Raw genomic sequence first — 26,221 nt, 5'->3', positions numbered from 1 at the left:
CATACTTTTTCTAGCTATATTTTAAATTTTTTAAATCCATTAGATCATTCTATAAATTTTAATTATAATAAAGCATATGCAGCAAGTATAATTATTATAATTTACTTATTTTTCATTATAATTGTGTTTTTCATTTTATCCTTTTTAATTAAAATAATTTATAAAAAAATTTTAAGGAAAATATGATTAAAAAAATTTTTATAGAAACAACTAAATATTTTTTAATAATATTTTTAATTATTATCTTATTATTTCCATTATATTATTTAATAGTTATATCTTTAAAAAGTGATGAATCTATAAAAAATAATGATTTTTCACCAGTTTTAAAAGAATTTAATTTTACAAATTTTTCATTTGTAAAAGAAAAAGAGTTTTGAAATGCATTTTTTATATCATTTTCAGCTATTTTAATATTAATTTTTATTAGAATTTTATTATATTTTTCATTTGCTTGAGGAATGATTTTATTAAATAAAAAAATACAAAGATTTTTTTATTTAATTTTAATTTTTTTTAGTTTAATACCTGAATTTACTTTATTTTTATCTTTAAAATTAGTTTTATCAAACTTAAATTTTATTAATAACTTAGATTTATTTAATTTAACAACTAATTCTATTTTTTCAATTTTTCTTTTATTTAATTTAATTTCTTTTTTAGAAAAAAGCAAAAACAAAATTAATATATATGGAAAATTAGATAACTTAAAAAAATATGAAAAATTTTATTTTATTATCTGAAATGATATAAAAGGATTAATTTTATTATTAGTTATTTTCACTTCTATAAATATGTGAAATAGTTATTTATGACCTAATTTTCTTTTTATAAATAATGATAAAGAAACTATTTCTATATGATTTAGAAATTTAGGTAATAGATCTTTTGGTTTTAATCTCATTAATATACAAATAGCCGGCTCAATTATTTCAATAGTTTTTCCATTAATTATATATTCGCTATTTTCTAAAAAAATTTCTAAAAATATTTTTTAGAAATTTTTGAAATTCGTTAGATTTAGTATAATATTTAAAATGAATAAAATAGTAAAAATCTTGGATGATAAACTAGTAAAATTATCAACAAACGAAAAAATTATTAATGATTTTATAAATCAAAAAACTGAGCAATTTATTAACATGTCTATTAAAGAACTATCCAATTTTTTATTTGTAAGTATCGGTTCGATTACAAGATATGTCAAAAAATGAGGGTTTAGAACTTTTAAAGATTTAAAAAATAAAGTAATTAAAGAACAAGAAAAAAATAAAAAATATAAAGATCAGAAAAATACTGATTTTGTTGAAAATATAAATTTATATTATAAACATGCATTAGACAAAACAATGGAGACATTAAATAAAAATTCTATCAATAAAGCTTATTTAATGTTAGAAAAAGCTAAGAAGATTTTTGTATATGGTATAAGCTCCTCAATGTATGTAGCAAAAGAAATGGCTCATAATTTATCAGTTATTGGTAAAGATGGAATAGTTGCTCAAACAATTCACGATATTATTTTATATTTAGACCTAAAAGCAAAAAATGATTATTTAGTTTGCATTTTTAGCAAATCTGTTCATTCTAAAGAAAATAAATTTATTTTAGATTTTTTGGAAAAATATGAAATCCCAGTAATTTTAATTTCAAAAAATCAAGAATATAAAAATACACAACATAGAGTAGTAATTAATTTTCAAACGTTAGAACAAGATCGTAGAATAGTTGCTTTATCATCTAAAATTTCGCAATTATTTATTTCGGATGTTTTAATAAGGAAATTATATTTAAACAATAATAAACAAAAAAATTTAATGCAATTAGAATTTGAAAAAGAATGAAAATAAAAAAAATGCAATTTTGATTGCATTTTTTTTAATATTACATTTTAGCTAAATAACTTATTCCTAGCATGCCAGAATCATTTTTATTATCAGCTAAAAAAATTTGGGTTTTAAAAGCTGTTTTATTTAAAAGAAAATAAAATCTTTTTTCGATTTTTTCTAAAAAAATGTTATCTAAATGCGATAATCCGCCACCATATTTTATAATTTCCAAATTATAAATAATGCTTAAATTAGCTAAAAATTTCGCTACTTTATTTAAATATTTATTTAAATAATTTTTAAATTCTAAATTATTAGAATATTGTTTTAAAAATATTTCACTATCTTTAGAGCTAAAATTAAATTTTTTTATAATTTTTTCATTAAATTTTGAAAAACTCAATTCTTTATCAGCGTTAGAATTTGTTAAAAATAAAGAACCAACTTCTCCACCTAAAAAATTATTTCCTTTAAATAATTTTTTATTTATTAATATCCCACCACCTACACCTGTACCAAATGTTATAAGTGCAATATTATTAATGTTTTGATGTTTATTATTAATTAATTCAGCATAAATAGCAGCATTAGCATCGTTTTCAACAACAATATTTTTATTAAATTTTTTAGCTAAATAACTAAAATTTGTTCCTTTTAAATAATTTAAATTATTTCCGGCATGAATAATTTCTTTTTTGATATCATCTACAACACCTGTTGTAGCAATAGCGATTGTTTTAAATTTATAATCAACACTATTTATTATATTTTCAATTTGTTCTAATAAACTTTTTGTTTTAGTTTTAATAATATAACTATTTATGATATTAAAATTATCATCAATAATTGCATATTTTATATTTGTTCCGCCTATATCAAAAGCTAAAATATAATCCATATTATTCCTTAATTATTATAATTTGTATTTTTCAATAATTTTTTGCGCTATCGGATCGATTAATTCTTTATTTTTTAGCATAAAAGGTTTTTTAGTATAACCGCCATCAGTACCTTTTAATCTCATAATCGCTTTTAATGTTTGCATTAGTCCATTTTTTAATAAATCTTGAATATAATCATTATAATTATGAACACTAGCTTTTAATTTTTCTTTATCATTTTTGTTAAAAGCATCAATGATTTCTCTTGCTCCAGCTGCATTTGTATTATATGTAGAACCTATAAAACCTTTAGCTCCAAGAGTTAAACCTAAAGATAACGCTTCATCGTAAGCAAACATAAATATTTTATCATTAAATTTAGACATTAATCTTTCAAAAAAGAATAAATCAGTTGATCCATATTTAGATCCTATTACATTAGTAATATTTAATAATTCACCAAATTGATCAACTGTTACTTTAGCACCTGCTAATTGAGGTAAATAATAAATAAACATTGGTAAATTAGAAGCTTTTGAAATTTCTTCGTAGTAGCTTTTTACTTCATCAAAAGAAAAATTATAATAATAAGGAGTAATTGCGCTTATTGCATCAAAACCTAATTTTTCAGCATATTTAGCTAAATTTTTTGTTTCACTAATATTTAAACTACCAATTTGCGCAATTAAAGTAACTTTGTTTTTTGCTTCTTCAGCAACAATTTCCATTATTCTTTTTTTCTGTTCATAACTTAATAATAAAAACTCTCCTGTTGAACCTGTGATATAAAGACCATCAACTTTTTGCTCTTTTATTAAAAATTTAATTACATCACGTAAATTATTTTCTTGTAGTTTTCCACTTTTATCAAATGGAGTAATTAAAGCTGGAAATATTCCTTCAAATTTATTTTTTTTCATTTTATTCCTTTATTTTTTATCAATATAATTTTTAAAAGTTTTAGTTATAAATTGTACTCTAGTAATTGCGCTGCCTACCACAACAGCATCTATCCCTAATTCAAGTGCATCTTTTACATTTTTAGGGGTGTTAAATCCACCTTCAGCATATAATTTTATATCAGTATTTTTTAATTTTTCTTTACATCATTTTAAAAACTGATATTTTTTTTCAATATTAGTGTTATTTTTCGTCTCTTGTGTATATCCCCTTAAAGTAGTGCCGATAATGTCGAATTTTAATGATATAGCATTTTCAACATCTTTTTCATTCGAACAATCAGCCATTAAAAGTTGGTTATTTTTTTTATTTTTTTTAAAATAATCAACAAGAGCTCAAAGCGATTCTTTCGGCCTTTTTCTTAAAGTTGCATCAATCGCAATAATATTAACATTTGTATTAATTAACTGATCTAATTCTTTAATACTTGGTGTTATAAAAACTTCAGAATTCTTATATTCTTTTTTAATAATCCCAATAATAGGAACATTAAAATTTTCTTTCATTATTTTTTTAATATTGCTTAATTGACTTGTCCTTATCCCTTGTGCTCCACCTTGGATGGCGGCTCTAGCCATCTTTAAAACACTATCACCGCCATACATCGGTTCACCCTTTATTGCTTGACACGAGACTATAAATAACCCGTTTTTTTTATTATTTATATTTTTTTTTATCATTTTATTTTTATCACTAATTTTTTTATTTTATCTTTTTTAAGATTATATTTTGGAGCATGTCCATCTCTAGGTAAAAAAAGTAAAAAATCACCTTTTTTTGTTTTTAAAAAATGATTATTTTTTTGATTTAATTCATATAAAATATAATCATCATTTTCATTGTAATCTGTTTTAGTTTTGCCCATTTCTAATTCATCATTATAATAAAAACCTTCATCTTCTAAAACAATGTGTAAATCAGAAAAAATATGATGAATTTCATATTGAACACTATTTTCATTATAAGTATCAACTTCCATTTTGATAGCAAAAATATCATCATTTTTTATTGTATGTTTACCTAATTTTAATTTTTCAATATCTTGATTATTTAATCAATTTATTGCAATTTTTAAATTAGGATGAAGATTTGAATATTTTTCTAAATCTTTTATTTTTCCGTAAATCATTTTTTATTCCTTTCATTTTAATTATTTAAGAAGTTTAACTCCAATTTTAAATATAAATTAAAGTAATAAAAAAATATAAAAAATAGAATTTTTTTCTTTTTAAAATTTATTTTTTTTAAATGTTTAAAAAAAATTTCAATTAAAAAAGCACAACATTGTTGTGCTAATTTTTTATTTTTTAATTTTTATTTTTATTTAATAATTTATTATATTCGTTTTTTACTTTTTCATATGAACCATGAGCTGAAGAATAACCAGCATTGGCCGCTTCTTTTAATACTTGATTATCAGTGTTAAATCCTTCAGGAAAATTATCATGAATTCATCTTCCAACATTTGTTTCTTTATCATTATCGTTTTTATAGTTGGAAGCAGAAAATAGTAATGATTCTGGATTAAGAGCATTTGTTACACCTTCTGGTGCTCCATAAGGGGAAATAAATTTGAATGATTTAGATAAAAATTCATAGCCTGTTTTTGTTTTATATAAAAATTGTAAAAACATTTTAGCTAATTTTAATTTAGATTCATCTTTTCCTAATATAGTAATAGCTCATTTTTGAGCTGCTCCTCTATAAATCATTGCTGTTTGATCGATTTTATTAAAAATTGGTAATGGGAAAAGTCCTAATTTTACTTCACTATTAGTTCTTTTAATATCAGGTTCGCTAAATGTTCCTCCTTGAATTAATGCGGTTTGTCCCACAGCTAATTCAGCCAATCCTTTAGTTACATCATTTGTTGCTAAACCTTGATCATATCCCATAATTTTTAAAGCTTTTTCAACACTTTCAATTACCTCAGGAGTAATTATTTCATTTGCATTATCTCATTTATTAGGGCTGGAAAGAGTTGAAATAGCAGCAGCTATTAAATGAGTTGAGATAGGTCATAGTGTAGGTGATCCACCCTTAGCTATTGAATAAAACGGTTTATCTATTCCTTTAGATTTTAAAAAGCTAATAACTTTTCTATAACCTGATTCTTTTAAATCGTTAGTAAATACATATAATTTTTGTTCTTTCTCAATAGTTCCATCGTAATTTTGATCTTTAGTTAAATCACTAGGTTTATCGCTAGCGCTATCAAAACTTTTTCCTTCATATACAGTTACACCTTTTTCGTTAAAAAGATCGCGATTATAAACTACACCATAGTATTCATAAACTTGCGGTAAAAAGCTTTTATCACCGATTTTAATAGTACCAGGAACATCACCTTGATGGTCTAAAATAGCGCTTGGGGATGTATCGATTAATTTATCAATTCTACCTTCGAATTCACTTCTTGGTTCTATTGCATACATTAATAAATCACCAACTCCAGATGAGGCTGCAATTTTAGTTTCAATTATTGTACCAGGGTTTGTTCCGCCACCATATTGTTTAAAAGTTAAATTAGTTCCAAAATGTTCATTAAAAACTTTAATTAACGCTTCAGATTGTAAATCAATTTCATTTTTAGATCCAATAATTGAAAGTGATTCTGTTGAATAGCCAGCAAAATCAGTTTTTAATTTTGCAACAGTAGGATCGGTTTTAATATTTTCTTTTAATTTTTCAACTTGTTTTTGTAATTCAACTTCAGCTTGTGATTGTCCTGAACAAGCTATAAATGTTGCGATAGGTAAACTTGAAGCTAAAACTAAGCTACTAAATTTAAATATTTTTTTCATTTTTTTCCTTTGTTATTTTTTTATTTAAAACTTTAATTTTTGATTTAATAAAATTAAAAGTTTTAGTAGTTAATGAATTTTTTATTTTTTTATTTTTAGAATTTTCTAAAATTTTTCTTCTTATTGCGATTTTTGCTGATGAATTAATTCAATTTTCTAAATGCTCAATTGTTTCAAGATTAAATTCTGAACTAAGTGCAATTGTTGATGTTGTGTCAAAAATATGAATTCTTGATGAAATCATAAAAATTTCAATATTTTCATTTAATTTAAAATCTTTATAAGAAGAAGTTATAAATGTTATTTCGTGATTTGTATTATGAATTTTGGCTTTATATTGAATTTCATTACCTAATAATTCTTTATGTAAAATAAAGAGTTTTAATTTAAGTTTGTAAGATTCATAAACTAAATCATCACTGGAAAAATCAGTTGGCCTTATTCCTAAAGTTATTTTTTGATTTTCAGTTAAATATTTTGTTTTATAAATAGGAATGTCGATTTCCAAACCTTCTTTTGAAACAAATTTTTTATTTTTATAAACACCTTCAATAAAATTCATTGCAGGAGCTCCAACAAAACCAGCAACAAATAAACAAGAAGGATTTTTATAAACTTCTTTTGGTGAACCAATTTGTAAAATAAATCCATCATTCATAACCGCTAATTTATCTGACATAGTCATAGCTTCAACTTGGTCATGGGTTACATAAATAGTTCCTGAATTAATTTTTTCATGTAATTTACGAATTTCTTGTCTCATAGTTGCTCTAAGCTTTGCATCTAGATTAGAAAGTGGCTCATCCATTAAAAATAAAACCGGATTATTTACAATACTTCTACCAAGCGCTACTCTTTGACGTTGTCCACCTGATAATTGTGAAGGTTTACGATTTAAATATAAATCAAGTCCTAAAATTTTTGCACTTTTTTCAACTTTTTGATTAATAATTTCTTTTTTTTCTGCTAATGAGAGCTTAGGTTTGAAACTTACTAAATTTTTAATTTCACTTTTTATTTGAACTTTTTTAATTTTTAATTGTTCAATTTGTAATTTTAGTTTTTCAAAATGATTTATATTTTCGTTTTTAAATTCAATGATTGATTCTAAAAAAGTTAATTTAGTTAACATTTTAAAAGCTTTTTTTTCTTGTTGGTTTGGAATATTATTTAATAATTGATATTTTTCCTTTAAATTTTTATATTGGTTTTTTAATTTGATTAAATTTTTTTTACTTTTATTTATTGAATAAATATTTTGAATTTTTCAATTAATTTCTGAAATTTGATTTTTTTTAAAATTAATTTCTTGTCATAATTTTCCATCATTTAAAATTTTATTTTTATTAGCATTTAAACCAAAAGCTATATTTTTATAAATAGAAAGATGGGGGAAGAGTGCATAATTTTGAAATACCATTGTAATATTTCTTGAAGCAGGTTCAGAATGCGTAACATTGATATTGTTTATATATATTTCGCCTTGATTAATTTCTTCTAGTCCAGCAATAATTCTTAAAGTAGTAGATTTACCACAACCACTAGGTCCTAATAAAGAAACAAATTCACCTTTTTTAACACTCAAATTTGTTTTAAAAATAGCTTGAAAACCATTGGAATATATTTTATTGATATTTTTTAGCTCTAAAATATTATTATTTTGGTTATTATTTAATTTATTTTTTGATAAAAATTCATTTTTAATATTAGTTAAAAATGATGGTATTTTATTATTTAATTGATCCATTTGTAATTCCTGAAATAATGTGTTTTTGCATAATTATGAAAAAGATAATAATTGGAACAACTAAAATTGTAAGTCCAGCCATAATTGCGGTAAAATCTGTTTGAAAAGTACCAATAAGTCCTTCCCTTAGTCTTACAATTGTAGTTGTTGGTTGTTTACTATTTGATAAATAAACTAAAAATGGTAGTAAAAAATCGTTTCATATTCAAATTGTATTAATGATTAAAATAGTTGCAATAATAGGTCTTAAAAGTGGAATAATAATTTTAAAATAAACTTTAAAAGGATTATAACCTTCGATTTTTGCCACTTCTTCTAATGAAAGGGGAATATTACTTAAAAATCCATGCATCATAAAGATAGACATCGAAAGCCCGAAACCTGTATACATAAAAATAAGACCAAAAATATTTAAAAAATAAATTCTTCCCATTACACTGATTAGTGGAAGCATAATAGCTTGGAATGGAACAATTATTGTAATTAAAAAACAATAAAAAATTATTTTAGAAATTAATTTTTTACTTCTTGCTAATTGTCAAGCACAAATTGAAGAAAAAAAGATAATTGTAAGATTTGAAACTATTGTAATGAATATACTAATAAAAAACGACTCACTAAATCTTAATGCACTAAAAGCTCTTTGATAATTAGATCCGTTATAACTATCAGGAAAAGCAAAAATACTTTTTCTTACTAGTTCTCCCAAGTTTTTAAATGAAGTATTAGTCATTAATATATACGGAAAAATTCATAATATTGCTAATAAAATTAATAAGATGAATAAAGTAATTTTGATTGCGTTAGTTTTATTTTTTTTGTAAAAAAAAGAAAAATTTATTATGATTGCACCTCAAATTTTTTAGAGATATAAACTTGTGTTAAACTAATTCCCGCAACTAAAATAACAAAAATAAAACTTTTAGCTTGAGCAATTCCGAAATTTTGTTTATAAGCTTGAACATAAGCTGATGAATAAATATTAAACGCTAATAATGATGTATTATTATCACCATTTGTAAGCGCTAAGTTTTGATCAAACATTTGAAATGAACGTGAAATTATTAAAAATAAAACAACTGTTATAGCAGGCATTATTGATGGTAAAACTACACTAAAAAAATGTCTAAATACTCCTGAGCCTTCAATTTTAGCTGCTTCTGATAAGCTTTTATTAATATTTTGTAATGCTGCAATATATATAATCATTACATAACCTGCCATTTGTCATGTAAAAACAATCGCCATTGCAACCATAGCTTCTCATCTATTACCAAATCTTAATGAGTGTCCAAAAATTTGGTTTAAAACATTATCAAATATAATTTGTCATAAATAACCTAAGATTAAACCACCAACCATATTTGGAAGAAAAAATATCCCTCTAAAAATATTTTTAGCATATATTTTTTTACTTAGAGCATAAGCAAATGTAAAACCAAATAAATTAACAAATATTAAACAAAGAAAACTAAATGCTGCTGTATATCATATTGAATCGATGAATTGTGGATCTGTTACAGCAATTTTATAATTATTAAATCCAATTCATTTTCCTTCAAAAATTAACTGTTCTTTAAATCAATTAGTAAAAGATAGTAAAAAACCTAAAGTAATTGGAACTATTAATACAATAGTAAAAATAATTAAAGCTGGCAAGACCATTATTAAAAAATATTTTTTACTGTACATTATCTTCCTTTATGAAAATTAACCCTTGTCAAGGTAAAAGAATATTTTCTTCATAAGAATTGTAATTGTTTAAAAATATTTGATATTTTTTTAAGTTTAAATCATATTTTTGCATATTTTCAGATCAGTTAATTACAAAAAGTAATGTTTGTTTACTTGTTTTTCTTTCATAAGCAAAAATATTTTCATTATTTTTTAATAAAAGTTTAAATTCACCAGATAAAATAGTTTCAGAAATTTTATTGTTTTTTCTTAAACCAATTATTTTTTTATATCAACTTAAAACTGAATTTGGATCATTTTCTTGTGACTTAACATTAATTGTTCGATAACTTTTATTATAAGGTAATCAAGATTTGTTATTTTCATTAAAACCACCTTTTTCATCTCAAGGGATTGGTGTTCTTGAATTATCTCTTGAATATAATGAAGTTATTTTCATAAAATCTTTATGTGAAATAATTTTTTCTTCTATTACGTCTTGCTGATAAGTTTTATGATCCATAACATCATTTATTTTTCTTATATCATTAGTATGATCTGAATTATCCATTCCAATCTCTTCTCCTTGATAGACAAAAGGCGTTCCTTTTAAACCATGCATACTAAGCGCTAATGCTTTAGCTTTTTGAGTGAAAAATTTATTTTGATCTGGAACTAATCTTGATGCTTGTCTAGGTTGATCATGATTGCTAAAATATAAAGTATTTCAACCATTTTTAACTCTATTTTGTCATTTTGCTAAAATATTTTTAAATTTTACAAAATCAAAACCTTTATAAATTTTTTGACCAACTTTCATTTCAAATTCGCTTTGAACATGTTCGAAATTAATAATTAAACTGTAATTTTTATTTTCTAACGTTGTATTAATGTCAGTTTCTTTAACTCCCATAGCACCAGATTCAGAAACAATCATTATTTCATCATTATCTTTTCATAATGAATTTCTAATTTGTTTAAATTTTTCAATTACAAATTTAGTATCATGTTTATACATTTTAGTTCTAACTAATAAATTTAATGGTTTACCAATTTCATCAAAAGCGTCAAATCTAAAACCATCAACACCTTTTTTTAATCAAAAATCTATGATATTAATAAATTCATTTACAACATCGGGATTATGTCAATTTAAACATGGTTGTTCTTTAGCAAATACATGTGCATAATAATATCCATTTTTAGCTTTAGTTCAAAACTCTCCACCAAAAAGTGATTTTCGATTGAATTTAAATTTTTTTGTAAAATAAAAATAATTAAAATATTTTTCTTCACCTTTTAATGCTTTTTGAAATCATGGATGTTGATCAGAGCAATGATTTAATGGAAAATCTCAAATAATCTTAATATTTTTTTCGTGCGCTTTTTTTACAAGTTCTTCAAAATCTTCCATAGTTCCAAACATTGGATCTATCTTTTTATAATCTGAAACATCATATCCATTATCCACCATAGGTGATTGAGCTATTGGATTGATCCAAATAGCATTAACACCTAAAGATTCGATATAATCTAATTTAGAAATAAGCCCTTGAATGTCGCCGTTTCCATCATTATCAGAATCTTTAAACGATCTTAAATAAACCTGATAAATTACTCCTGTTTTTCATCACAGGTTTTTATTTTCCAAATTAAACTCCTTTCTTTTTATTAAAAAAAATAATTTATGAGATTACTCTCAAATCAATTCTAAAAAAAAAAAAAAAAGCAAAATTTTTAAAAAAATTATCAAAAAAAAGCTAAAAAATCCACTATTTTTTAGCTATATATATTTTTTTAAAAAAATTTTGCGTTTTTTAAATATAATAAAAACAAAAATTTATTTTTTAAGGATAAAATGAATAAATATAAAATTGCAACAATAGATATTGGCGGTACTAATACACGCTTTGCTTTTTTTAATGAGGATAAATTAGTTAAAAAAATACGTTTTAAAACTGATGCCAATATTTATAGTAATACATTAGATGAAATTGTTAAAATTATTAATAAATATGAAATTGAAAGAATAGCACTTTGTATTCCGGGTCCTGCTGATTATAAAAATGGTATAGTTATTAATTCACCAAATTTACAAGGATGACATAATGTTAATGTTAAAAAATATATTACTAAAAATACAAAGATAAAAAAAATTGTTTTTGAAAATGATGCAAATGCTATGGCTTTAGGTAATCACTATTTTTATAAAAATGATAAAGTTAAAAATTCGGTAAGTCAATTTTTTACAATTTCTACAGGATTTGGTGCTGGAATTATTATTAATAATAAAATTTTTACTGGTGCTAATGGTTATGCTCAAGAAATAGCATATTTACCATCATCAAAATACAAAACTAAAAAATTACATTTAAATTCTTTTGCTGCTGAACATCTTGTTTCAGGTACAGGTATACAATTAAGAGCTAAGAATAAAAAAATAGTTTTTAATACAAAAGAAATATTCGAAAATTATAACAGTGATTTAAATTGTAAAAAAATTATTGATGAAGCTATAGATACATTAGCTAGAACCATTGCAATGTCCATGGCATTTACAAATCCTAATTTGATTGTTTTTGGAGGGAGTGTAGCTTTAAATAATTGATGATATGTTGAAAAAGCTATCGAATTAGCAAAAACTCTTGTCGATCCAACTCATTTAATAAATATCGAATTTAAACAAGACCAAATGGGTGATGATAGTGCTTTAATAGGATTAAAATATTTGATAAATTAATTATTTAAAAAAACTTGTTTCTTTTTTGTTGTTAGAAACAAGTTTTTTTAAATAATTAAAGAATTTGATTATTAAATTTTATATAAAAAAACTTGCTTTCGATTAATTAAGCAAGTTGTAACAAAGTTAATAAGCTCTTTTGTATTTTTCCCTAAATAAGATTAAAAAGTTCTAAAAAATTAAAAGGACATTTATATGTTAAAATGAAATGGTGGCTCCGACAGGAATCGAACCAGTGACACACGGAGCTTCAATCCGTTGCTCTACCTACTGAGCTACAGAGCCATGGCGGTCCAGACGGGGATCGAACCCGCGATCTTCTCCGTGACAGGGAGACGTATTAACCACTTTACCACTGGACCTTGGTTGCGAAGGTAGGAATTGAACCTACAACCTTCGGGTTATGAGCCCGACGAGCTACCATTGCTCTACTTCGCTATATTATTAAAATCACTTTAAAGTATCTACCTTTTTAGTGATAATGGCGGGCAATGAGGGATTTGAACCCCCGCGGGCGGTGAAGCCCCTGCTAGTTTTCAAGACTAGTCCCTTCAGCCTCTTGGGTAATTGCCCATGGTGGACCCAACTGGACTCGAACCAGTGACCGACCGGTTATGAGCCGGTTGCTCTAACCAACTGAGCTATAGGTCCACTTTTGATAAATTTTTTATATGGTGGCTCCAAAGAGATTCGAACTCTTGACCTTCCGGGTATGAACCGGATGCTCTAACCAACTGAGCTACAGAGCCATGGTGGAGAGGAAGGGAGTCGAACCCTCTACCTCCTGCGTGCAAGGCAGGCGCTCTAGCCAGGTGAGCTACCCCCCCGAAATGGTGAAGAAGACAGGATTTGAACCTGCGACCACTACGTCCCAAACGTAGCGCTCTGCCAAGCTGAGCTACTTCTCCACTTAAGTTTAATTTTACATTACAAATTAATTTATTTTAAATTTGCAATTAACATTATACATTTTTTTTCAAAAATAAAAAATATTTTTTTAAAAAAATAAATTAATTTTTATATATGAGAATAACTCAAACTTTTAGCTTTAAAATTATATACTAAAATAAATAAAAAAAAACTTTTTAATTAAAAAAATTAAAAAGCCGTTTTATTTCTTATTTTTTTATTTATTAAATAAGTTATATTTTTATATATTTCCGCAAATATAAATGGAATTATTCCTATAGCGAATGGAAAAATTATAATTCATGGTATTGAATAATATTTTTTTATATAAATATCCATATCAAAAATTTTAGAAAATACTGGCGAATAACTTGCAGTACCTATAAAAAATAAACTAATTAAAAATGATAAAAGTGCCCATTTTTGTTTTTTGAATGGTAAGCTAAAAAATGAAAATTTATCTTTAATAATAAATGAATTTAAACTTAAAATTATTCCTGAACATACAAATAAATTTAAAGAAGATAAATATCTTGCTTCTTCAATGTTTTTTAAGCCATTTTTAATTATAGAGATATTATAATTATCAAAATATGCAGCAGCAGTTAAATAATAAACCATCAATGAAAGAAAAACTCCAATTATTGATAATAAAACAATTTTTATTATCATTTCAGAGGTTAAAATTGATTTTTTTAAACTGCTTGGCTTATCTTTCATTAAATCATGGTTAGGACGATTCAAACCCAAAACAACACCAGGAAACGTCTCAGCTACAACGTTGATTCATAATATTTGTAATGCAGATAATGGATTGGTATTGAATACTAAAATCCCGAAAATTGTAATTAATAAAGCTGAAAGATTTGTAGTTAATAAAAAAATTATTAATTTTCTTATGCTATATAAAATCCCTCTTCCTTCTTTAATACCAGTGATTATAGTGCTAAAATTATCATCAATCAAAACTAAATCAGCTGCATTTTTAGAAACGTCAGTTCCTGTTATTCCCATCGCACAACCAATATCTGAAGCTTTTAAAGCGGGTGCATCATTCACACCATCACCTGTCATTGCAACTATTTTTGATTTTTTCTGTCAAGCTTTTACAATTCTAATTTTATGCTCAGGTTTAGTTCTAGCAAAAACGGCAATGTTTTCAATTTTATTTCCAAGCTCTTCATCACTCATTTCATCTAATTCATTACCAACTACAACTAAAGTGCTTTGATTATTGATGATATTCAATTCTTTAGCTATGGCTTTAGCAGTTTTAGGATTATCTCCTGTTATCATTTGAGTTTGAATGTTAGCTTGTTGCGCTTTGATAATTGATTCTTTAACATTTTCACGGGGTGGATCATTCATCGCTAATAATCCAATAAATGTTAAATTCTTTTCAATTAATGCAACATTTTTTAAATTAGGCATTTTATTTCATTCTTTAAATGCAAAAGCTATTACCCTTAATGCATTATTTGCAAATTGATCATTTTTTTGATCATAAACATTTTTATAATTATTAATTTTCTTAAAAAGAACATCAGGAGCACCTTTTGTAATCGAAAAAATTTTATTATCTTTTTTAATAAAAATAGTCATTAATTTTCTTTCAGATTCAAAGGGAATTTCTCCTAAAATTTCAATTTCGCTTAAAAGCTGATTTTTATTAGTGCCTTTTTGATAACAATATTCAACAATTGCTATTTCAGTGGGATTTCCAACATAATTAATTTTATTAGTCTTTGGTTCTTTAAAATAAGTAGCATTAGTAGCTAGAGTTGCGAATTCAAGAAATAATCTATGATTAAAAAAGTCATCTACATATTCTTTTTGAACAGTCATTTTATTTTGTGTTAAAGTTCCTGTTTTATCACTACAAACAACAGAAACAGACCCTAATGTTTCAGCAGCGGAAATTCTTTTAATTAAAGCATTTTTTTTAGCTAATTTTGATGAGCTTATTGAAAGTATCATGGTAATTATCGGAACTAGTCCTTCAGGAATAGAACCAATTGCTAATGTAACCCCAATTATAATACCTTTAGATCAAAAACTTCAATTACCATTTTTAACTAAATAAATATAAATAAAAAAAGTTAAAATACATAAAATAATTGAAAAATAAGCAATTTTTTTGCTAAAATTAGCAATTTTTCTTTGTAAAGGAGTTGAACCTTTTTTTTCATTATTTATCAAATTAGCTATTTGACCAATTCTAGTTTCCATTCCAATTTCACTCGAAATAACTTTTGCTCTTCCTTTTGTTACAAGTGTTCCTGCAAAAACTCTTTTGGCATCATCATTAAAATCTAAAACTCCATTAGGATTAATTTTGCTAATTGCTTCTGATTCTCCTGTTAAAATAGCTTCATTAACTTCTAAGTTAAATGAATTTATTATTATCCCTCCAGCTGGAACTTTATCTCCAGTTTCAATTAGAAAAATATCGCCAATAGTTACTTGCTCAACTGAAATTAAAATCTCTTTTCCATCTCGAATAACTCTAGCATTTTCATCGCTTAGTTTTTTCAAAGCTTCAAACGATTTTTCAGCTTTATTTTCTTGAACAAAACCGAAAATTGCGTTTAAAACAACAATAAATAAAATTATAAAAGGTTCACAAAAAGCAATAATAATTGCAGTTTTATTGTCGAATCTGTTATTAACATATTCAAAAATAGCAATTGATAAAGCTAAAAAAGAACTTATTATTAATAATATAATTAATGGTTCAATAAATTGTTTTAAAAATTTTACAATTAATAATTCTTTTTTCTTGTTTTTTAGTTTGTTATAACCGTATTTTTGTTGATTTTGTTTAACTTTTTCCTCTGTTAAACCTTTAATTAAATCAACTTCATTAAGATCATTTTTTTTTAATGGCATTTTATTTTTCTTTTCTTTCAATTGCTTTTTCTAAAAATGTATTAAATAAATTGTGTGGTTCTAAAGGTCTTGCATGAAATTCAGGGTGAAATTGCACTCCAATATAAAAATCTTTAGTAGGATCTTCGCAGATTTCAATTAAATTATTTTTTTCTGATCTTCCAGAAAAAATAAATTCATCATCTTCAAGTTGTTTAACAAATTTTTCTTGAACTTCATAACGGTGTCTATGTCTTTCGATGATTGTATTAGAATTATAAATTTTACTAATTAAACTATTTTCTTTTAAATTAATTTTTGAAGCACCTAATCTTAAAGTTCCTCCAATATTATCTTTGTTTTTACCTAAAATTAAATCTAAGACATACACTTCATTTTCTTCATCAACTGAAAATTCTCTAGAAGTTGCATTTTTTATCCCTTTTTCTCTCGCTTGTGCTATTGTCATAGCTTGCATACCAAGACAAATTCCTAATGTAGGAATGTTTTTAATTCTTGAATATTTAGCAGCACTTATTTTTCCTTCAAATCCTCTGATACCAAAACCAGGCATAATAACTATTGCATCGCTATCTTTTAATAATTCATCAGCATTTTCATCATTAATATTTTCAGAATTTATAAATTCTAAAATTAATTTTTGATTTTTATAAACTGCTGATATTTTTAAAGCTTCAATAATTGATTTATACGCATCTTCAAAGCCTGAATATTTTGCAATCATTTTAATTTTAAGTTCACTCTCTGGCTTTTGCTCGATTTTATTTACAAAATCTTTTCATTTATCAAGTGCTTTATTTTTATTAATTGGTAATTCAAAATATTTTAAAATAATTTGATCAGCTTTATTTTCTTCTAATAATAAAGGTGATTTATAAACATTATCAAGATCATAAACAGATAATACATTTTCTTTATTTAAAAAAGATATTTTAGCTATTTTATCAATTATTTTTTGATCAACAGCGAAATCTGATCTTAAAAAAATCATATTAGCTTTAATACCCATAGATCTTAAAGTGCTAATTGAATATTGTGATGGTTTTGTTTTAAATTCTTTAGAAGTTTTTAAGTATGGTACATAAGTTACATGAATAAAAAATGTTTTTTTACTATTTAATTGATTTGATAAATCCGAAATTGCATAAATAAAAGGATTTGATTCAATATCTCCAACGGTTCCTCCGATTTCTACAATGATAAAATCTTTTTTATATTTTTTTTCAATATTTTTAATTACACTAATAATTTCATCAGTTACATGTGGGATATATTGAACAGTTTTACCATTATATTTTCCATTTCTTTCTTTTGTAAAAATGTTGTTAAAAATTTTTCCACTTGTATAATTTGATTCTTTAAAAAAGTTTTCATTAATAAATCTTTCATAGTGACCTAAATCTAAATCAGTTTCGCCACCATCTTCAGTAACAAAAACTTCTCCATGTTCATATGGCGACATTACACCTGGATCGATATTTAAATAAGGATCTAATTTTAAAACAAAAATGCTATATCCTCTTGATTTTAAAAGCAATCCTAATGATGCAGCTGATACTCCTTTACCAAGTCCTGAAATCACTCCTCCAGTTATAAAAATATATTTCGACATAAAACTCCTAATTCATTGTTTTTTAAAAATTAAAAAATATTTAATATTTAAATATTAATTTTTAATTATACTATAAATAACTTTATAAATTTTTTTTTATTATTATTTAATTTATTAAGTTTTAAAAAAATAAAAATTGTTTATAATAAGGGCATGATTGATTTTTTAGGAAAAAGAATACAAAAAGCAATTGACAAGGCGTCTAAGAAAAATTTATTAAAAGAAGAAGATATTTTAGAAATTACAAGAGATATTAAAATCGCATTACTTGAAGCCGACGTTAATATTGCTATTGTTAAAGAATTTATAAAAGAAATTAAACAAAAAGCAATTGGTTCAGAAATTATTGGAAAACTAAATCCTGGACAACAAATTGTAAAAATTGTAAATCAAGAATTAGTTACAATTTTAGGAGGAAAAGTAAAAGAATTAAAAATTACAAAACCTCTTACATCAATTTTAATGACTGGTTTACAAGGAAGCGGTAAAACAACTTCCACTGCTAAATTAGCGCATTATTTATTAAAGAAAAAATTTATATCAAAACCTTTATTAATTGCAGCTGATATTTATAGACCTGCCGCAATTGAACAATTAATTGTTTTAGGTAAACAAATAAATATTGATGTTTATTATGAAAAAGATAATCAAAGTGCTGAAAAAATTGTTGAAAATGGAATGAAAAAAGCAAAAGATGAAAACTACGATTTAGTAATAATTGATACAGCAGGTAGATTATCAATTGATGAAAAGTTAATGAATGAATTAGTTAATATCAAAACTATAGCTAAGCCAAATGAAATTATTTTTGTAACCGATTCATTAGCTGGACAAGATATTATTAATGTAGCTACTACATTTAATAATTATTTAAAACTTACTTCTTCAATAATAACAAAATTAGATTCAGATGCAAAAGGTGGAGCAGCCTTTTCAATAACAAAATTATTAAACGTGCCAATCGCGTTTATTGGTACAGGAGAAAAAATATCTAATTTTGATCTATTTTATCCTGATAGAATGGCTGATCGGATTTTGGGAATGGGTGATGTTTTAAGTATTATTGAAAAAGCTGAAGAAGTAATTGATAAAGATAAAGCTCAAAAATTAGGTAAAAGATTTTTATCAGGGAATTTTAATTTAGATGATTTGTTAGCTTCATTGCAACAAATGAAAAAAATGGGGAAATTTTCAAAATTAATCAAACTTATTCCTGGACTTCCAAAAAACATTGATTTTGATAAAATGACAAAAGTTGATGAAAAAATTAGATTATATGAAATATTAATTTCATCAATGACAATGGAAGAGAGAAAAAATCCTAAACTTTTAAAAAATTCATCAAGAAAAAATCGAATTATTAAAGGTTCTGGAAGAACTAATCAAGAATATAATCAAATGATTAGTGAATTTGAAAATTTTGTAAAGAAAATGAAAGATATGGGTAAAAATCAAGGTTCATCTCTTGCAAATATTTTAGGACAACTTAAGTAAAGGGAATAAAATATATCATGAATGATTTAACATGAAAATTAAGTTTGCCACTTTCGATACTTTTAGCATTAGCTGGTTTGGCCTTATTCATTTTTTCAACTAAAGGACTTTCCAACACTTTAAAACAAGCAGGTGATGCAAAATTAAAAAAAATAATGAATTTCATTAGTAAAAATAATTTTGTGGCAATGTTGATTGGTGTCGCTATTACAACGATGATTCAATCTTCTGATGGCGCGGTTGCCTTAATTATGGGATTATTAGCTGCAAGCTTAATTAATTTAAGAACAGCTGTAGCCTTTTTATTAGGAGCAAATATCGGAACTGCAACAACATCATTGATTGTTGCTTTTGAATCTAAATTTAGTTTTACAGAATATTTCATTTTCTTAGTATTTATAGGTGTATTTGGAATGCTTTTAACTAAGAAAATGAAATGACAAAATTTATTTACGCTTTTATTTTCAATAGGTTTAATCTTCTTTTCATTAAAACTTTTATCAGCGCAATCAAAAATTTTAATTAAACAAGATTTTTTCAAAGCAATTGTAAACGTAATGGCTAAAAACGCTTGAACAAGTTTTTTAATTTCATTTTTTTTTACTTCTATTTTACAATCTTCAAGCGCTACAGTTTCTTTATATCAAGTTATGTATGAAGCAGCTAGCGTTCCTAATAATGCACAAGTGATAAAAATGACACTTTCTTCAGCTTTAGGACTTGTATTTGGAGCTAATGTAGGAACAACAGTAACTGGATTAATAGTTTCATTTTCCACAAATAATAATAATTCCAAAAAAATTGCTATTATTTGAGGTATAACAAATCTAAGTGTTTCAATTTTATTATTATTTTTCTTATCACCATTAACTTTATATGCTGATTTTATTAAATTAATAGTACCAAATTCACCAAGATTTCAATTATCAATTGGACATTTATTTTTTAACTTTATATTAGTTGGAATATATATTTGATTAATTAAGTATCTTGTAATGTTTGTTAATTTCATTGTTAAAGATAAAAAGAAAAAAAGCAAAGATGAATTTCAAATTCATTTACCAAATGAATTGATTGATGTAAATCCAACTCTTGCACTTGGTAGTGCAAAAAAAGCACTTCAAACTCAAACTATAATATTAAAAGAAGGAATAAATATTATTTCTAATTTAATTAAAAAAGGTGATAAAAAACCTTTAAATCGTTTTAATAAATTAGAAAGATTTATTGATAAAACAAGAAGTGAAATATATGAATATCTTATTAAGATCAATTCTAAAAAATTAAATAAAGATGATAGTGAATTATATTTATCATTAATTCTATCAGCACGTTCTATTGAAAAGGTTATCAAATTAGGTTCTTCCATAAATAATGAACTGCTTAAAATTTTCAATCATAAACAACAAAATTATTTCGATTTATCAGCTGAAGAATTGAATGAAATTCAAGAATTAATTTCATTATTAAGATTAATTATAGATAAAACAATTAGTCAATTAGCTAATTTTAATATAAAAGAATATAAAACAATTGTTAAACTAACAAATAATGTTGATGCTTTATCTCATGAGTTTTTAAAATTAAATATTTTAAGATTAACTAACTTACCTAATACAACTAATCGAATCGAAACAGGTTTTGAATTTGATTTTGTTATTAGATCATTAGAAAGAATAAGTCATCACTTATTAAGAATAAATAATTATCATTCTAATTCTAAAAAAGAAATAAAAAGTTTAACAAAAAAAGAAAATAAAGAATTTATCGAAATACATCAAAGTTAAATTGATAAAAAAGCAGTTTACTTAAAAAATAAATTGCTTTTTTTATTATGCAAAAAATAACTTATATAAAAGTTCTATAAGTTTAAAAAATAAATTAAATTAATTATTAAAATAATGATAGGCACATTTAAAACAAATAATTTTTTCATAAATTAAATAATAAAAAAACTAACAAAAAGCTTTATTTTGTTAGTAATAGTTATATTGTAAAATGTTATTTAAAATTATTAATTGCATTTATTCTTGTACTTTAGGAATTTTTTATAAAATTAAAGTAAAAAACCACCTTGATAAGTATTTTTAATTACATTTTTAAAAATTCTTTCAGTTTTCATATCAAAATAAATCCTTTAACATATATCATTAAAAAATTATAAATGAATAATGATTAAAACTTTTTCCAAAACAACTAAAACATTTTGTTTATTAGATTATTAGTTTTATTTATTTTTAAAAAAATCCTCGCATTAATTTAAAAAGTTTTCAAACTAAGTAAATTAAATAAAAAAAAATAAAACTGTTTAATTATAGTTTTATTTTTTTAATATAAAAACTTTATTAATTTATAGATTTAAAACGTAGTTTTATAGCTTCATTATAAATTATTTTGCTTTCAAAATTATATTCTGGAAAATTAGTTTTTAAAGCTAAATAAACGTCAAGAAATTTTTCGTTATTGATTGTAATAATTTCAGTTTTTAACATTTCATAAACAAAATTATCTCTTACCACTCTATAGTTAGCGACTGAATTTTTTATTAAAAATATTGCTTTATTTCACTCTTTTTCTAAATTTGAATTTTTAAGAATATAATCTCATTTTTCATTTGAATTTTTTTTATTTAATTCATTTATAAATGAATTAATATCTTTTTTTAATCCATATTTTTCATTAAAAATTTCATTATTATTTAAAGATAAATTTTCAAAATTTTCTTTTAATAAAGCAACAATATTATGTTTAGGATTGTTTAAATTATATAATGCTAACGGTGTTGTAATATTTGTATGTCTTGATTCGGGATCTTGTTTATCAAAATCTTCAGGTTTCATTCAAAAAGAAATTAAATATTGTATCATTCCGAAAATAGAGTTAGGATTTGATTTAGGTTCGAAATATGTTGTTAAATCATCTTTTAATTTTATAAAATATAATTTTACTTTTGTTTTATCATAAGATAATAAACTTTCATCAATTGTTATATATTTAGATAATTTTTCAAGAATAGAATCTTGACTTGTATCAATTCAGTTTGAATTTATTCCAAAACCTTTATTTGCATCTCATATACTATGAAAAATTTCAGGAAATTCTTTATCAAAATCAATGGATGATTTATTTTTTCCTTCGACACTAACTTTTATTATTGAATCAAAATATTTTGCTGCTTTTGATGGATCGTTTCTTAATTCTAGAATAAAATTATTATTGATTAAATTAGTTAAACTAATAATTTTTTCATTTGAGCTTTTTTGATTTGATATAAATCTAAGTTTAATATTTAAAGTACCTTTATGTTCGTCTTGATTAGTAAATTCACTTATTTCAAATTTGATGTTATATTTCAAAATATCAGGAATTAATTCAGCAATATTAGTTAATTCAATTAAATTTAAAATGCTATTTTGCTTTAAAGTTATAATTGATTGCAATTTCTTTTTAATCCCATAAGCTCATCATTTTTTATTTAGTTTTAAATTAGTTAATTTATTTATTAATTCATTTAAATTATCTTGATCTGCTTCAATTAAATTTAAATCTAAATTAACTTCTTTTTTAGTGTCAAGCGTTGATTCTGAATTATTTCCAAAAATAATGCTTTCTAAAATAATTTTTTGATTTAAAAGTGAATTTTGTATTTTAGATTTTCATTTTTTTGTTTGCTTATCAAAAAATAAAACACTTTCAAATAGATTAGAATTATTTTGATCTTTTAATTTAAATTTAATAAAATTAACACTATCTTCATATTTATATAAAGTTCTTTCCGGATCATTAAATTCAATAGTTAATATTTTTTCATTTTTATTAAATAATATATTGGATATAGTTATTTTTTCAGGAACTAAAATGAATTCATTTTTTATAGTTAAATCTTTTTTAAATAACTGAATATTTTCATTTGCAATTACTTTATTTAGAAAGTATTTTCCTTGTTTTGGTGGATTATTAATTTCAGCAATTCATTTATTTTCGCTATTTTTATTAGCTATTAATTCATATTTTGGCCCAAAACTTGTGTTAATTAATAATTTAATAGAATTAGCTGTTATAGTTTGATTATTATTTTCAATATCAATAATTTCTGGTTCGATTGTGTAAATTAATTTATTATTTTCGTATTTTATTTCACTTTGATAAGTAGAGTTTTTAATAGAAAAATCTAAAAAATATTCATTATTACCTTCAGGTAATAAATTTATAATATTATTTTCATAAAAATCATTAATTGCTTCTTTAGATTTTTCGTTATCTTTATAATTAAGAATATTAAAACGATCATAAATTATTTTTAAATCTATTATCTTAAATTTATCATTAAAATTTCAACTTTCTATTTCATCTATTTTATCTTCATCAAAATAATTTTTTATATCCATTATTTCTTCATCAGTTAATTCGTTTACAAATGTTTCACCTAGTGTTCCACAATCCTCATCTCCACTATTACATGGATTTCCATCACTATTTATACCTTTTATAAAGTATTGAGAAGCTCTAAAAATATTTTTATTTTTGATTTCTTTTTTATATTCATCCTCAATTCCACTTGTATCATATACTAAAGAAATTACATGATTTTTATTCGTTTTTAAATCTTTTAAAGTTAAAAGTAAAACTGCACCATTTTCAAGATCTTCATTTTCATCATTTAAATTTAATTCCGAAAAATCAAAATTAGAGTTTTGTGATTTTAATTCAATTTCAAAATTAATTATATCTTTAATTTTTTTACCATTTTTGTCAATTGGATTTACTACTCTTAAATTATAATTAAGTATTAAATTTTTAAAATTATGAGTTAAATTAATTTTTGTATCAATTTGCGAATTATCGTTTATCTCTTTTGTTTCACTTTCATTTACTTTGTAATTCAAAATTTTATAATTTGCTGTTTTATTTAAATTATTTAAATAAAAAATAGCTGAATTAGTTTCATTATTATATTCATTAGTTTTAAATTCTAAAGCTTTTTCATTTCCAATTTTATTTTGTTGTTTATCTATTTCAATTAAATTTAAATAAAAAGTATTTTCTTTGTCAGGGAATGCTAATTTAGTAATATCTTTTTTATAAAAAACTTCTATTATAGCTGAATCAAAACTAACATTTTTTCATTTAATTTTTTCTATTTCAATTTCATCTTTAAATTCAGGGATATTTATTAATTTGTCATTTAAATTGTTTAATGTTATTTCTGAAATAAAAGAATTTATATTTTGAATTTCATAATCAGTATTTTTCTTTAAAAAAATAAAACTAAAATATAATTTTTTATCTTTTATTTTTCCTGGCAAATTAATATAGCAATCATCATTATTATTACAATTTGAATTTTTTTTATTTTTTAATTTTAGTGAAAAATTATTTTGAAATAGTTTTTCATCAAGATCAAAAAATACTCCAGTTATTAAATTATTTTGATTAGTTTCATATTTAGAAAAATTTAATTCCTTAACCACTAATAATTTTTCTTGTATTCTAATTAAAAAAGTTTTTTCATTTTCAGCTAAATTAGAAATTTCAATTTTTAATTGTTGACCATTAGATGTAATTTCTTTAATTTCATATTCAGTATTTTTTTCTAAATTATTAAAATCAAAATATAATTTATTATCTTTAATTTCACTATTTATATTAATGTTTGAATTAGTCTCTTTATTTAATAATTTTAATGAAAAAGTATTTTGTAATAGTTTTTCATCTACTTCAAAAAATATTCCAGTTTTTATATTTTCAGATGAATTTTCATAACTAGAGAATTTCAAATTTATAATTTCATTTAGATTATCATCTTTTTTTTCTGTTTTTTTTGTTAATAAAACAACTGTTGTTGATACAACTACAACAGTTGTTATTGAAACACTCGATAATAATATCATTGCCTTTTTATTTTTAAATAAATTTTTAATCATTTTAAAATTTTACTACATGTAACAAAAATTCAATATATAAAAATTAAAATTAATTCATTTTTTAAATAAAGATTTGAATTTACTGATTATTTATCTAACGTTTTAAAATATCTAGTTAATATACCTTAAATAAAAATATATAAACTAATTTAAAAAAAGTTAAATTTATTAAATAATTTTTAAAATTTGATTTTTTAATTTTAGAATTTTTCCTTTTACAATATTAATTTCTAAAAATATTTTATTTAATTCATTATCACATAAATTTTCTTCTAATAATTCAAGGTTTAGAATATCATTTACAGTAATATTTTTTTGCACTGATCCAGTAGATAATGTATATATTTTTTTTTCATTTTTTTCTATACTTTTCTTAATGAGTAAAAAATTTTCTGATGTTAAAGATAAAGTTCTTTGATTGGAAACTCAATATTTTTCATAAATAATTTTTGCAGTTCCTAACACCCCAGAAAGCCCTGTTATAACATCTCCTAAATTTAGTAAATTATTTTTAGTAAAATTAGTTTTATCAATATTGTTATCATCATTTTTACGTATGTTTGATATTTTGAATATTTTATAAATTCCATCATCAATTTTATCGCTATTTTTATAAGAAAAACCACTATTAATTTTACTAATTATATCTTTGATTCTCTTTTTACTAAAAGTTCTATAATCAAACAATTTATAAATATTATTTTCCATTAATTCTAAATTATTTTTAATTCTTTCTAGTGGATCAATAATATCTATTA

At 23.0% G+C, this 26,221-nt stretch carries 18 protein-coding genes and 8 tRNA genes; 5 read left to right on the top strand and 21 right to left on the bottom strand.

Going from position 1 to position 26,221, the window contains the following annotated elements; translation table 4 throughout:
• Positions 1 to 182: 182 nt before the first annotated feature.
• Together T403_RS0102900 and T403_RS0102895 are read left to right on the top strand one after the other, a co-directional pair.
• Positions 183 to 998 carry an ABC transporter permease family protein gene (locus tag T403_RS0102900; RefSeq protein ID WP_033161322.1) on the top strand — a complete coding sequence of 272 codons (816 nt, stop codon included), beginning with the start codon at positions 183 to 185 and terminating at the stop codon, positions 996 to 998.
• Between the two features lie 39 nt (positions 999 to 1,037).
• A complete protein-coding gene (locus T403_RS0102895) occupies positions 1,038 to 1,850 on the top strand; it encodes a MurR/RpiR family transcriptional regulator (RefSeq protein ID WP_033161321.1) in 813 nt (270 codons plus the stop codon).
• Between the two features lie 34 nt (positions 1,851 to 1,884).
• Here the strand turns inward: T403_RS0102895 and T403_RS0102890 are convergent, their stop codons facing one another.
• The 9 genes from T403_RS0102890 to T403_RS0102850 form a co-directional block, all read right to left on the bottom strand.
• Positions 1,885 to 2,727 (bottom strand): ROK family protein, encoded by an 843-nt coding sequence (locus tag T403_RS0102890; protein WP_033161320.1) that lies wholly within the window; start codon positions 2,725 to 2,727, stop codon positions 1,885 to 1,887.
• Positions 2,728 to 2,742: 15 nt separating this feature from the next.
• Entirely contained in the window at positions 2,743 to 3,630 is an 888-nt protein-coding gene (locus tag T403_RS0102885) for an N-acetylneuraminate lyase (protein WP_033161319.1), read from the bottom strand.
• Positions 3,631 to 3,639: 9 nt separating this feature from the next.
• The gene (locus tag T403_RS0102880; RefSeq protein WP_033161318.1) at positions 3,640 to 4,350 is read right to left on the bottom strand and encodes an N-acetylmannosamine-6-phosphate 2-epimerase; all 711 of its coding nucleotides are present in this window, start codon (positions 4,348 to 4,350) and stop codon (positions 3,640 to 3,642) included.
• The gene (locus T403_RS0102875) at positions 4,344 to 4,799 is read right to left on the bottom strand and encodes a NanQ anomerase/TabA/YiaL family protein (RefSeq protein WP_033161317.1); all 456 of its coding nucleotides are present in this window, start codon (positions 4,797 to 4,799) and stop codon (positions 4,344 to 4,346) included. The genes T403_RS0102880 and T403_RS0102875 overlap by 7 nt, the downstream gene beginning before the upstream one ends.
• 178 nt (positions 4,800 to 4,977) lie before the next feature.
• Positions 4,978 to 6,474: a type 2 periplasmic-binding domain-containing protein gene (locus T403_RS0102870; RefSeq protein WP_033161316.1), complete on the bottom strand. Its 1,497-nt coding sequence runs from the start codon at positions 6,472 to 6,474 to the stop codon at positions 4,978 to 4,980.
• Positions 6,458 to 8,221 carry an ABC transporter ATP-binding protein gene (locus T403_RS04655; RefSeq protein WP_051619121.1) on the bottom strand — a complete coding sequence of 588 codons (1,764 nt, stop codon included), beginning with the start codon at positions 8,219 to 8,221 and terminating at the stop codon, positions 6,458 to 6,460. The genes T403_RS0102870 and T403_RS04655 overlap by 17 nt, the downstream gene beginning before the upstream one ends.
• Positions 8,205 to 8,954 (bottom strand): carbohydrate ABC transporter permease, encoded by a 750-nt coding sequence (locus tag T403_RS0102860; RefSeq protein ID WP_240532063.1) that lies wholly within the window; start codon positions 8,952 to 8,954, stop codon positions 8,205 to 8,207. Before T403_RS0102860 ends, T403_RS04655 begins: the two co-directional genes overlap by 17 nt.
• A gap of 107 nt (positions 8,955 to 9,061) precedes the next feature.
• On the bottom strand, positions 9,062 to 9,913 hold the full coding sequence (locus tag T403_RS0102855; protein WP_033161314.1) for a carbohydrate ABC transporter permease: 852 nt from the start codon (positions 9,911 to 9,913) through the stop codon (positions 9,062 to 9,064).
• Positions 9,903 to 11,546 (bottom strand): alpha-amylase family glycosyl hydrolase, encoded by a 1,644-nt coding sequence (locus T403_RS0102850; RefSeq protein WP_033161313.1) that lies wholly within the window; start codon positions 11,544 to 11,546, stop codon positions 9,903 to 9,905. Before T403_RS0102850 ends, T403_RS0102855 begins: the two co-directional genes overlap by 11 nt.
• 207 nt (positions 11,547 to 11,753) lie before the next feature.
• Here T403_RS0102850 and T403_RS0102845 point away from each other — a divergent pair, with 207 nt between their 5' ends.
• Positions 11,754 to 12,635 carry an ROK family protein gene (locus T403_RS0102845; protein WP_033161312.1) on the top strand — a complete coding sequence of 294 codons (882 nt, stop codon included), beginning with the start codon at positions 11,754 to 11,756 and terminating at the stop codon, positions 12,633 to 12,635.
• Between the two features lie 209 nt (positions 12,636 to 12,844).
• Here T403_RS0102845 and T403_RS0102840 read toward each other — a convergent pair.
• From T403_RS0102840 to T403_RS0102795, 10 genes are all read right to left on the bottom strand, one after another.
• Positions 12,845 to 12,920 (bottom strand) — tRNA-Phe (locus T403_RS0102840).
• Position 12,921: 1 nt separating this feature from the next.
• Positions 12,922 to 12,997: transfer RNA gene (locus T403_RS0102835), tRNA-Asp, on the bottom strand.
• Between the two features lies 1 nt (position 12,998).
• Positions 12,999 to 13,073: transfer RNA gene (locus tag T403_RS0102830), tRNA-Met, on the bottom strand.
• 44 nt (positions 13,074 to 13,117) lie between these two features.
• A tRNA-Ser gene (locus T403_RS0102825) sits at positions 13,118 to 13,208 on the bottom strand.
• 1 nt (position 13,209) lies between these two features.
• Positions 13,210 to 13,286 (bottom strand) — tRNA-Ile (locus T403_RS0102820).
• Between the two features lie 21 nt (positions 13,287 to 13,307).
• Positions 13,308 to 13,384, bottom strand: a tRNA-Met gene (locus T403_RS0102815).
• A gap of 1 nt (position 13,385) precedes the next feature.
• Positions 13,386 to 13,462 (bottom strand) — tRNA-Ala (locus T403_RS0102810).
• Between the two features lie 4 nt (positions 13,463 to 13,466).
• Positions 13,467 to 13,543, bottom strand: a tRNA-Pro gene (locus tag T403_RS0102805).
• 190 nt (positions 13,544 to 13,733) lie between these two features.
• Entirely contained in the window at positions 13,734 to 16,433 is a 2,700-nt protein-coding gene (locus tag T403_RS0102800) for a cation-translocating P-type ATPase (RefSeq protein WP_156933554.1), read from the bottom strand.
• A 1-nt stretch (position 16,434) separates the two neighbouring features.
• Positions 16,435 to 18,045 carry a CTP synthase gene (locus tag T403_RS0102795; protein ID WP_033161311.1) on the bottom strand — a complete coding sequence of 537 codons (1,611 nt, stop codon included), beginning with the start codon at positions 18,043 to 18,045 and terminating at the stop codon, positions 16,435 to 16,437.
• Between the two features lie 153 nt (positions 18,046 to 18,198).
• On the opposite strand from T403_RS0102795, the gene ffh reads away from it, so the two are divergent.
• Both ffh and T403_RS0102785 read left to right on the top strand, forming a co-directional pair.
• Positions 18,199 to 19,539: a signal recognition particle protein gene (ffh, locus tag T403_RS0102790; RefSeq protein ID WP_033161310.1), complete on the top strand. Its 1,341-nt coding sequence runs from the start codon at positions 18,199 to 18,201 to the stop codon at positions 19,537 to 19,539.
• A 17-nt stretch (positions 19,540 to 19,556) separates the two neighbouring features.
• Positions 19,557 to 21,326 (top strand): Na/Pi cotransporter family protein, encoded by a 1,770-nt coding sequence (locus T403_RS0102785; protein WP_051619114.1) that lies wholly within the window; start codon positions 19,557 to 19,559, stop codon positions 21,324 to 21,326.
• Positions 21,327 to 21,884: 558 nt separating this feature from the next.
• Here the strand turns inward: T403_RS0102785 and T403_RS0102780 are convergent.
• A complete protein-coding gene (locus T403_RS0102780) occupies positions 21,885 to 25,463 on the bottom strand; it encodes a hypothetical protein (RefSeq protein WP_033161309.1) in 3,579 nt (1,192 codons plus the stop codon).
• Positions 25,464 to 25,631: 168 nt separating this feature from the next.
• Positions 25,632 to 26,221 (bottom strand): restriction endonuclease subunit S domain-containing protein (locus tag T403_RS04485; RefSeq protein WP_033161308.1); only part of this gene is annotated, 590 nt, incomplete at its 5' end.

Source organism: Mycoplasma collis ATCC 35278, assembly GCF_000701825.1.
GTDB lineage: Bacteria > Bacillota_I > Bacilli_A > Mycoplasmatales > Metamycoplasmataceae > Mesomycoplasma_A > Mesomycoplasma_A collis.
Note: the sequence above shows the minus strand (reverse complement) of the source record. Positions and strands in the feature narration are given on the sequence as shown.